At 61.1% G+C, this 10,785-nt stretch carries 6 protein-coding genes; all 6 read right to left on the bottom strand.

Features of this window, described 5'->3' with window-relative positions; all coding sequences use genetic code 11:
• Positions 1-232 precede the first annotated feature (232 nt).
• Genes BK662_RS19180 through BK662_RS19155 form a run of 6 tightly spaced genes read right to left on the bottom strand, consistent with a single transcriptional unit; the run spans position 233 to position 10,418 of the window.
• On the bottom strand, positions 233-1,048 hold the full coding sequence (locus tag BK662_RS19180) for a YfaP family protein (protein WP_123359360.1): 816 nt from the start codon (positions 1,046-1,048) through the stop codon (positions 233-235).
• A 3-nt stretch (positions 1,049-1,051) separates the two neighbouring features.
• A complete protein-coding gene (locus tag BK662_RS19175) occupies positions 1,052-2,671 on the bottom strand; it encodes a DUF2300 domain-containing protein (protein ID WP_123359359.1) in 1,620 nt (539 codons plus the stop codon).
• 1 nt (position 2,672) lies between these two features.
• Entirely contained in the window at positions 2,673-7,247 is a 4,575-nt protein-coding gene (locus BK662_RS19170) for an alpha-2-macroglobulin family protein (RefSeq protein WP_123359358.1), read from the bottom strand.
• Complete coding sequence (locus tag BK662_RS19165; protein WP_018925702.1) at positions 7,244-7,882, bottom strand: DUF1175 domain-containing protein; 639 nt, start codon at positions 7,880-7,882, stop codon at positions 7,244-7,246. Before BK662_RS19165 ends, BK662_RS19170 begins: the two co-directional genes overlap by 4 nt.
• Positions 7,879-9,591: a DUF2138 domain-containing protein gene (locus tag BK662_RS19160; protein WP_123359357.1), complete on the bottom strand. Its 1,713-nt coding sequence runs from the start codon at positions 9,589-9,591 to the stop codon at positions 7,879-7,881. The genes BK662_RS19165 and BK662_RS19160 overlap by 4 nt, the downstream gene beginning before the upstream one ends.
• Before the next feature lie 35 nt (positions 9,592-9,626).
• Positions 9,627-10,418 carry a YfaP family protein gene (locus BK662_RS19155; protein ID WP_123359356.1) on the bottom strand — a complete coding sequence of 264 codons (792 nt, stop codon included), beginning with the start codon at positions 10,416-10,418 and terminating at the stop codon, positions 9,627-9,629.
• Positions 10,419-10,785: the final 367 nt, after the last annotated feature.

Raw genomic sequence — 10,785 nt, 5'->3', positions numbered from 1 at the left:
TGCTGTGAACCCATTTTTTGCGATCGTGCAGATCAAATGTGGGAGCGAGCCTGCTCGCGATGAGGCCCGCAAGAACACCCACAAACATAACCGCTGGTTTACTCGGCAGCATTCGACGCATAAAACTCATGCAACTTGGCCTGCAACAGTTTTTTGTCAGGCAGCGGAGTCTGATATTCCGCGATCAATGCTGGCGAGAGCAATTGTCTCAGCAGTGCTGAGACTATTGCATTCACGGATAACTAAACCCCTTAACCAACGTCAACTCCCCCACCGCCCGCATCGGCACCAGGAACGTTTCCATCTTCTCGTTCGGCGTCCCCTCCTCCGTAATCACCGTAATCTGCGCCGTAGTCAGGGGCTGAACAGCCTCTTCCTGCCCTTCCTCATCACTGCGATACCCGCCACCGTAGTAGTTCACGTACACCAGGTATTGGCCCTTGATCGGCGCCGGCATGGCGAAGATTTCCGGGCCGTAGCCGGTGGTGACGTCGACGTCGAGTGCGCCGCCATTGGCCGCGACGCGGTCGCCGTACCAGATGTGGCCACCGTCAGGCGTGACGACATGCAGGTCGAGGTCGGTGCCGTCGCTGTCCCAGGCCAGCAGTACTCGCAACTTGGCCGGGGTGGCGCCGCCGCTGGTGTTGAGGAATTGGGTGCGGTGGCGTTGTTGACCGTCGGGGCTGCGGACTTCAACGCTGTTGCTGCCGTTGGGGAAGGAGAACGGGCGATCGTAGCGGCCGGCGGGGTCAATTTTCAGCGGCATGCTGACGCCATTGACGATCAACTTGCCGGGTTCATTGCCCTTGGGCGTGGATTTGATTTGGCCGGTAATGCGAGCGGTATTGGCCTGCCCCACCGGTGTGTTGACCGAGGACGCCGGGTAATTAACCGTCTGACGAAAGTTTTCGCCTTCGCCTTCGGGTGCGCCCGTGCGCCAGCCGCCGACGGGGGTGTCGAGTTTGACTGCGCTATCGGTGGCGAACGTGGTCGGCCATACGCAAAAAGAACAAAGGAACAGGAGGACCTGTGGGTAACGGAGTTTCATGGCCTATTCCAGCAAGAGGTGGCGGGCGAGCCCTTCGATGTAGGTTTCATCCTGGCCGTTGGGATGTGCTTCGAAGGCCAGGTGCAGGTATTCATGGGTCAGGTCGAGGCGGTCTTGCAGCGACAGCACGCCACGCACGTAAATGCGCTGGCGTTCGCGATCGACAAAAGGACGGCCGAAGGCCAGGCGGCAGACGGCGAAAGTGTTGACTTCGTTGTAACCAACTTCGCTTTCCAGCCGTGGTCGCCAGCCGCGGCGTTGCTTTTGCAGCCAGTCTTGCGCGGCGGGCAGCGCTTCGCAGGAAGCCACGGGATTGTCCCAGCGGCTGAGGCTGGCGCGCGGATAAGCGTGCAGCAGAATGGCGTCGTAGCGTTGACCGGCATTGGCCTGTTCGACGGCTTGCAGCCAGGAGAGTTTGTCCGGCCCCGGTTGGTCGGAGTGATAGGTGACGTTGCTGCCGGCAAGGACCAGATCGCTGGTCCACGCGGCGATGTTGCGCGACTCGGTCGCGGCCGGGCGTGGAGCGACGCGCTGTCGGCTGCTGCTGTCATCGATGCTCAGGCAGTCGCCGTTGCGGGTGGCGTTTTGCAGCAGGTAGGTGCGGATCGCGACGCTCAGGGCTTTGGCGGCTTCGGCCGGTTCCGGTCTGGCTTCGCGCTGCAGGACGCGGGCGACGTACTCTTCGCGGTCCAGGCGGGCGACGAGTTTGTCTTTGAGCAAGAACAACTCGCCGTCGCTGTGGATATCGAGTTGATTGCCGTTGGCGAATTCGACGCGATAGTCGCCTTGCAAGGGCCCGGGCGCTAACACACGATCCCCCGACAGCACGCGTTTCAGCGGATAACGCGCGAACAGGCCGACCTCGACGCACTTCCCCGCCTCGGCGGGCCAAGACGAAGGCAACACCGTCGCCAGTGCCTGACCGTAATTGCGCAAAACCATTTGACTGGTGCCGAGCCCACCGGCCCAGATCGGCGTGCCATCCGCCGTCCAGCCAGCAAATCCGCCCTGGCGCGACGAAGGATCCTGATCCCCCAACCAGCTCCAGGTTTTCACCCGCAACCGGCCGCCAAGCTCACCGATGACATTGCCGTCAGCAGCATTCAGCACCACATCGAGCAACACCCGCCGCGCCTGATCCTGCGCCGGCATCATGGCCAATGCCTTCAACAGCTCAGCCACCGAAACCCGGATATGCGGTTGCAACGACGGCAAATCCAGCAACCACTTCGGCGCTTGTCTCGCCTGCCAATATTCGCGCCATTCAGCGCTGGCAATGCCCAGGCGCGCAGGCTCAAAATACAGCCCGCAAGACTTCACCAATGCCTGATCGCGCTCAATCCTGCCGCCCGCCGTGCAGCAATACACTTCTTCCTTCGATTGCCCGCGACACTCATAAGCCGGTTCTCGCGCCCCGGTGTCCACCAGCCAGCCGTAGACAAACAGCTTCCACACACTACCCAGCGGCGTCTGCAGATCAGCAGGCAATGGCTCACGCGAGATCACCTGAGCCCGGCTCAACGAAAGCAATTCACCCTTGAAGCCCAGGCGCAACGGCTCGTCCTGCGCTGTCGCCAGCGCAGGCATCAAACACAGCAGTAACCAGACCAGACGCCGGGTCATGTCAGTGGACCGTGACCTGACCGAGCGCCGGTTTCTGTTCCTGGGCCTGATGCTGTGGCGCATAGACCTGAGTGAAACGCACCGGCGGCAGGTTGAACTGACCCTTTTGCGAGAAGCGCACCAGATGACGCAGGCGCAATTCACCGCTCAAGGCATCCACCGGGATCGCGTAAGCCAGTTGCCCCGGTTCGAAACGGGCCTTCTCCAGCGAGGTCGGCTCGGTGCCGGCCTTGCCCATCAGCTTGATTCCCCACGTGGTGCGCTCGACGTCCGCACCCGGTGGCAGCGGCACTTCGAGCATGCCGTAGCGCAGCGGTTTCGCAGCTTTGCTGGTGATGATCACTTCGTCCAGATACAGGCTGTCGCTGGACAACGGCTTGCTGCCGACGGCTTCGAGTTTGAATTCGAACGCTTCGTCACCCGGCACCAGACGCGACAGACGACGAGTGATGGTCACAGCCATCGGGTCGACTGGCGGTTGCTTGCTCTGGAAGCTCAACGCGGCGCGAAGCGGACGCTCTTGCTCTCCGGTCAGCGACAACACTGTCGGCACGGGCACAGCACCCTGCCACGTCCAATACATCTCACCGGTATCACCGTATTTTTTCTTCCAGCCTTCACCCGGTGCCAGCGCAATGGTGGGCGATGCCTGCTCGATGCTGCGTTGCAGCCAGGTCAGCGCCAAGGCTCGTTCCAGGGTCGACTGCTGTGGCAACAAGCGTTGCAACAGCGCTTGCGCATGCCCCTGATCGAAGGTTTGCAGGGACAGGTTCAAGGCTTCGACAAACGGTTGAGAGCTGACAGCGACTTGTTGTTGCGCAGCGTCCAATTGACGATTGAAAGCCTCCGGCAGATTGACCTTGGCCTGACGCGCCAAAGAGGCAGTCAGCACCCGAGCACTGGCCAGCCCCAATGCCGAATCCGGATCGCTCATGACCAGGCTTTCTTCGCCATCGTCCATCATGCTCGCCGCATTGCCTTCGCCGGCTTTCACCAAGTCGTCGATCAAACCGCTGAGCAGCGTGTTCACCGGCAATTGCATCTGTTTGGCAAACGACAGAATCAACGCCCGCTGCAACAGCGGCGTGTTCTGCGACTGCTTGGCGTACACCTCCAGCACCCGCTGCCAATGCTCCGGCGGCAGGCTCAGTTCCAGTGCTTTGCTGGCGTGCCAGTCGGCGTAATAGGCGTACGCGGTGAGGAACGCATCCGGCTCACCGTCATAGCCCCACCAGGTGAAGCTCGCCGACGGGCCGGCCATTTGCACCAAGCGCAGGCGGCTGTTCTGCATGATCAAACGCAAGCGATCGCGGATCTGCGGGTTCGACGACAAGGTCGGATAAGCGATGCTCAGCGGCAGCAAACGACTGGCGGTCTGTTCGACGCCGCCGTACGGATAGCTCAGCAGATCATCAAGCGCCGAACGGAACAGCGCTTGCGGGCTGTCATCCAGACGCAGGCGAATATCCGTGGCGTCGGCCGGCAAGGTCAGCGGCGTATCACCGCTGGCCACGTCCAGGCTTTGGCTCTGAGTCACCTGCCAGCCTTCGCCGGTCGCGGTCAGGCGCACGGCCAGGGCATCAGCGGTTTTGCCGTCCTGCACCAGCTCGGCGGTCCACTCGCCATTGGCCACCGTGAACGCTGGCAATGCGATGTAGTTGATGCCGTTGTTCAAGGTGACTGGCACCCGTTGCTCGGCGCCAGCGTAATGAATCACCAGCTCAGCCTTGACCGGTTTCTCGGCCTGACTGAAAGCGAACACACCAAGATCCGGTTTGTCGCTGTTGCGGAATTTGGTCGGGCCGCTCCACTTCAGGTACAGCGGTTTTTCCGAGCGTACGAATTGCTTCTTCTGCCCGACCTGGCCGTCATCGGCAATGGCCCGGGCGGTGATGCGCCAGCGAGTCAGAGAGTCCGGCATTTTGAAGGTGAAGCGGGTTTTGCCATTCGCATCGGTGATCAATTCAGGCTGCCACGCGGCAGTGTCGACGTCTTCGCGACGTGGTCGCTCCAGCACTTTGACGCCGCGCTCGCTGCGATTGGCTTTGCCCGGCGCGCCCGGGCTGCCCGGCAATGCCACGTCGTAGCTGATGAACGACAAACTGGCGCTGGTGCGCACGTTGTTGCGGCGTGGGTGATAGAAGAACTGATCGATGGTCGGCGCGACTTCCGGTTGCAGCGCGTAGACCATTTCATCGACCACACTGACCGTCAGATGCGCCGGAATCGGCTTGCCGGCGAACTGGGTGGTCAGGTCAACCGACACCGTATCGCCGGGCTGATACGCCTCTTTGTCGGTGGCGATGGCCACGTCGATCTGTGGCGCGATCACCTTGATGCCAGCGTTCTGAAAGCTGTACTGACCGCCCTTGGTGTAGAGCACGGAGAAGGTCAGGTTCGGCGCGAAGTTGTCTTTCACCAGGATGCGCGCGCGGTATTGGGTGTCGCTGAGTTTTTCCATCTTCAGCCAGTCGCTGCCCTTGGACAGCAGCGCGGTGGCCTCGACCTTGTCGCGTTCCAGCGACAACAGCGCATCGATAATCGGCTCGGGGAAAGTGATCAACGCGAGGGCTTCGTCGCCCGCCTTGTACTCGGGTTTATCGAGGACGATTTCCACAGTGCCGGGCACGGCTTTGACGCCGTCGCCAGTGACCGAATGACCGGTCGCGCCAAGCACGCGGCCGTGATCATCCTTCAGCGTCAGGTTATAAGTTCCCGGACGGTCGAAGGCCAGGGTGAAGCCTTTATCTTTGGCGGCGAGTTTACCTTCGCCAGTGGTTTGATCTTCGAGTCGCACCCAGCTGTAGCTGCTCGGGTTGACCGCTTTGCTCTGCTCGCTGCCACCTTCGTTGGTATAGCTGAATGCAACCTTGCCGCCCACTGCGCTGAACCGCTGCGGTGCGCTCAAGCGGAAACTGGCGGCGCCACGGTCGATGAGGATTTCCTTGGTGGTCTTGACCCGATACGCCGCGCCATCGCTGGCGAACAAGGTGAGCATGTAGCGGCTTGGTTTCTCGGCGGCGGGCAGATCGAGGCTCGCGTTGCCCTTGGAATCGGTGGTCAGTTCGGCGCTGGTCAGCTCCACTGGGAATTGCCCGAGGTATTGCAGCTCGTTATCGACCATCGACAGTTGCTGGGCGCGCAGGCTCAGGCTCAACTTGGCGTTGGCCACCGGTTTGCCGTCCGGGTACAGCAGCACCAGACTGCCCTTCACCGGTTCGCCGGTGCGGTAATCCTGCTTGGCCAGGTTCAGGGAAACCTCGAAGTGCGGCTTGATGTATTCAGCGACACGGAAGGCACTGCTGTAGGCCTGATCCTTGTAGCTGAAACGCAGTTCATAACCGCCTGCCACCGCGTTATCCGGCAGCTGGAAACGGCCCTGAGTGCCGGCCTTGGAATCGAGCTTCAGCGCCAGCGATTGCAGCGCGGTGCCCGTGGCATCGAGTACGGTGACGTTGACGTCGGCAGCGGTCGGAGCCACGGAATCCCGCGCATTCTTGAACTCGCGGCCGACGATTTTCAGCGACACCCAATCCCCCGGCCGATACAGCGGTCGGTCAGTGAATGCGTAGAGTTTGGTGTCGTAGATTTCGCTGTCGTAATAGAAGTTCTCGGAGACGAACACCCCGCCCTCTTCGTCCTCGCCGATCACGAACGAACGCTCCGGGCTGACGTGTTTCAGACGCAGCAAACCGTCGGCGTCAGTAGCGCCGCTGCTCATCACGCCCAGGCCGTCGGTCCACAGCACATTGACCTTGGGCACCGAACTGCCTTCGTGTTTGCGCGCGGCCCATACCAGCAATTCATCGCCGGCAATCTTGCTCACAGCCACGGTGTTGGAGACGAAAACCATGGTGGTCGCGCGGTACTTGCCGATCAGCGCTTCCACCAGATACAGGCCCGGCTTCAGGTTGCCCAACGGGATGTACACGTTGCCCGGCGAGACACTGACGAACTCGCTGGAAGAACCGGCCAGGTTCACGCCCTCAGGCGGCTGGATCGGTTTGGCTTGCCACAGCGGATAACGGAATTGACTGACCACCGGCAGGCCCGGAATCAACGCGAATTGCGGCTGAGCGTCGTAGGGCGTTGGCGCGGCAATGGCGGTGCCCATCTTCAGTTCCGGTACTTCCTCGGTGACTTGTTTGCGCGACTCGTAGGAAAACGCCCGCTGCATCACCCGACGGGATTTGCGGTACCAGTTATCCCACAGGTACGCGAGGGTGTTCGACAGGCCTTCGCCCTTGAACTGGCCGTCACTGACCACGCGGTGCAGGTTCTTCTGACGCTTGAGAAAATCCAGCGGCTTGTCGATGCGGTACACACGAATGTCCGCGCCGCCGTAAGGCTCCATGCGGAACCGGCGGTAATCGCGGCCTGGTGCTTCGAGACGAACCATCGCCTGTTCGTCGCTGGCGAAACTGCTGTCGGCCAGCAGGAAGAAACTCTCGCCAGACACCGGCGTGTAGCCGCTCGGCTCGACGGTGTCTTCAGCATTGACCGCGGCCAGCGGCATGAACAAGGCCAACAACAAAGGCAGTTTTGAGCAAATGCGCAGCATGCGGGCACCGATCATTGGGAGAGGAAGTTCAGTCGATAGACGCCGATGAAGTTGGGGTTGGCTGCGTCGGGTATCCATCGGGTGTCCTTCCATGTCATGAGTTGTTGCAGGCTTGCGGAGCGCATGCCGTTGTCAGTGGGGGTGGTAGTGCCGGTGTGATAGGCGATGAAGCGGCCCATCCAGATCATCAGGTGCTGGTCGTCGCCCTGATCGAAAAACATCAAGTCGCCGGGCCGGGCCTGGGCCAGATCGCGGCCGACCAGATGACTGTTGAACTGAATCAGTTTGATCGCGTTGACGTAAGGCCCGACCTTGCCGCCGCCCTGCTGCCATTGCTGGGCGAGGCCGCGTTGGGCATCGCTCAGTTGCAGTTCCGGCGGCAGGTAGCGATTGGACAGGCCATTGCTGCGCAGCCATTTATCGTCATGGACTTTCAGCGCTTCGTTGGCAGCAAACCGCACCAGCCCGGCGCAGTCCTGCTGATACCAGCGCGGGCTCGGGCCTTGGGTCAGTTGTTCCTGGGCGATGCGCACGAACCAGGCGCGGAATACCTGGGACTGCTGCGGGTCGAGTGCTGCGGCTTCGCTGGCAAAGGTTCGAGTCCCCAGCAACAACGCCAGCAGGCCGAGGCCTCGGATGAGTGCGGTCACAGGGCTTTCCACTCCAGCGGCAGCCACTGCCAGTGGCCGTCGGGCTCGCTGCCTTTGGGCAAGGTCAGGGCATATTTGCCATAGCCGCCGAGGGTGCGCAGTTTCGGGATCAGGTAGGTTTGCGCGGCGTTGTAGAACACCGGCTCCATGTCCTGCGGCAGGCTGTCGAGGGTTTCCTGTTGCATCAGTTGCGCCACGGAATCCGGGCCGAAATAGATCGGCATCAGCAGGTCTTTCGGCAGCACGTCAGCCAGCGGCGGGAAGCGTTTGTCGAGGGTGCCGAGGGCTTTGTCGACCAGTTTGTCGTCGAGGGAAAACAGCAGCGTCGAACCGTGACGCGCCAGGCTTACGCGCATAAAGGCTTTGCCGGTGATCGCGTCCGGCTGCTCGGCATCCTTGGCCTTATAGGGACCGAAGTTGGAGCTGACCTGGCGCTGCCACTGATGGGTCTGACCTTCCTGTTTCTCGACCACCGGGAACGCATGCTCAGCGACGTTGCCTTCGTAGGCACCGACCATCGAGCCGAACAGGTTGCCCAGGTCGCCGTCGAGTTTGGCGCTGTCATCGTCGTTCAGGCTGGCCACCAGCAGCGGCGTATACAGCCGCGAATCGGCGTACCAGCACAGGCCAGCGGCACCGGCCATGTGTTCGGTCAAGGCTTGGGCCACGGCGTCGTCGGCACCGAGTTTCACCAGCAGCGGTTTCTGTTGTTCGGCGGCCAGTGGCAAGGCCACGCAGGCACTGGCACCCATCGGCATGGCTTGCCAGATCGGCTTGAAGTCGAAGTCTGGCTGGTTTTCCAGTTCGTCCATGGCGAGGAAGCTGTGCCAGCCCTTGTCGTCCATGTCAAAACGCAGGCCGGCGAAATTCGGGATGAAGCGCTGGTAACCCATGGCCAAAACGCTGGAATTGACCGAGAGACGCTGTTTTACCTCGGGCGTACGCGGTGGCAGGCCGAAGGCTTCGGGGAACAGTTTGTCGCCGTTGAGCAATGCGGCGATGGCTTTGGTCGAAACGCTGCCGGTGTCCTCTGATGCGCCGTTTTCCGGATCGTAGAGCTTGGCCGGATTGGACAGCACCACCAGTTTGTCGCCATGGGAAGCGAACACCAATGACTTGCTGGCGTTGTAGTTGAGCTGATAAAGCGTAACGGCGTCAGCGCCGACCTTTACCTCGCTGAGTTTGCTCAGCTGCGTATCATCCAGCGCCACTTTCGCCAGCGGCTCCAGCACCTTGGCCAGCCCGCCGCGATCCATCACCAACAGGAAATCTTTCAGTCGCCCATCCGCCCCGCGCCACAGCGCCACATCTGCCGGTTGATCGAACAGCTGCTCGATCAGGCTGTCCTGCAACTTCAGGTCATGCTCGTAAATGATCCGCCGCAGACTGCCGATCAGGCCGAGACGGTCGGCGTGGGCTTCGTAATAGAAGACGAAATCTTCAGTCAGGGTTTCCTTGAGAAACGGCACCGCCAGCAGATCCTTGGGCAGTTGGCTCAGGGAGTGGGTTTCGAGCAAACCGTCCGGCCGGCTCATGCCCAGTTTGTCACTGGCCAATTCCGCAGGCGGAGCCTTGGGTTTGTTCAGGAACCACCCCAACCCGCCTGCCACGCCGGCCACCAGGCACAGCCCGATTACCAGCGCCGGCCAGCGACGGAAAGTGTTGGCAGCAGGTGCGTCGGCGGCCGGGGAAACAGTCTTATCACTCATGTTCACAAACCCAATTCATCCGTGGTGCGGGATGTTTAATAGTTGAAAGTCTTGACCAGCAGCAGGTCGCCGATCGCCCGCAAAGGCACGATGAAGGTCTCGCGTTTTTCGTCGACGGTGTTTTCGTTGAGCACCAGATTGATTTGCGAGGTGATTACCTCGTTCTGGTTGCTGGTCTCATCGAAGTTATAGCCGCCGCTGCCGAAGTTGCCCCAATAGTTCACGTAAACCAGATAAGTGCCATGCATCGGCGCGGTCATGGTGAACATTTCCGGACCGGGGCCATCGACCCCGTCCGGGTCCAGGCCGCCGCCATTGCTCATCGCCGGGCTCGCCCAGAACGCATGCTGGCCGTCGGGGGTAATGATGTGCAGATCGAGTTCGGCCTTGGGATCGTCCCAGCCCAGCACCACGCGAATGCGCGCCGGCGTGCGCAGGTTGTTGGCTTCATAGAATTGAACGCGCTTGAGCGACTTGCCCTCGGAACTGCGCACTTCGACACTGTTTGACCCGGCACCAAACGCATACGGCCGGGCAAAACGCCCTTGGTCGTCGGTGTACAAATTCAGGGGATTGCCGTTGACCGCCAGGCTGTGGGGCGGTCGGAGCGTGCCGAGGGCCTTGAGCTGGCCTTCGATCATCGTGCGATTGCGCTGCACGCCCCGGTCGATGGGCGGCGTGGGATAGGCGACTCGCGGATTTTCACTGCGGTCCAGCAGGCCGTGATAGCGCCAGCCGCCCACCGGTTCCGACAACTCGGCCGTGGGCTCGGCCCATGCCACTTGGGCGCAGACCAGCGTGATCAGCAGTGAAAGAACACAACGCATGTAACGCCTCCTGCCATGCATAACGAAACCTGGCGCCCGATCCTCGGCGCGTTATTTGATCTGACTGCTGGGCCTTCAAAAAAATGATAGAGCCAGACGCCCAATGCCAGTCAATTAAAGACTTGAACACCGCAGCCCCTGTGGGAGCGAGCCTGCTCGCGATAGCGGCGGGTCAGCCAACATTGATGCTGAATGTACCGCCGCTATCGCGAGCAGGCTCGCTCCCACAAGTTGCGCATCTAAACTGACTGGCATTAGGCCAGAGGCTGGCAATATAACATTGCCAGCAGTGCAATTTTCCGCTCTTTTTGTGAACCAGGCGTTCTTTTACCCAATACCCCGATCGTCGCGCTCACTGCCATCGAAC

The organism is Pseudomonas frederiksbergensis, assembly GCF_003732275.1.
Classification (GTDB): Bacteria; Pseudomonadota; Gammaproteobacteria; order Pseudomonadales; family Pseudomonadaceae; genus Aquipseudomonas; species Aquipseudomonas frederiksbergensis_H.
This window is presented reverse-complemented; position numbering and strand designations above follow the sequence as displayed.

Coding starts and splice junctions, on each gene's coding strand:
- BK662_RS19170 (WP_123359358.1), bottom strand. CDS start 7,247: ATGATCGGTGCCCGCATGCTGCGCATTTGCTCAAAACTGCCTTTGTTG.
- BK662_RS19180 (WP_123359360.1), bottom strand. CDS start 1,048: ATGAAACTCCGTTACCCACAGGTCCTCCTGTTCCTTTGTTCTTTTTGC.
- BK662_RS19160 (WP_123359357.1), bottom strand. CDS start 9,591: ATGAGTGATAAGACTGTTTCCCCGGCCGCCGACGCACCTGCTGCCAAC.
- BK662_RS19175 (WP_123359359.1), bottom strand. CDS start 2,671: ATGACCCGGCGTCTGGTCTGGTTACTGCTGTGTTTGATGCCTGCGCTG.
- BK662_RS19155 (WP_123359356.1), bottom strand. CDS start 10,418: ATGCGTTGTGTTCTTTCACTGCTGATCACGCTGGTCTGCGCCCAAGTG.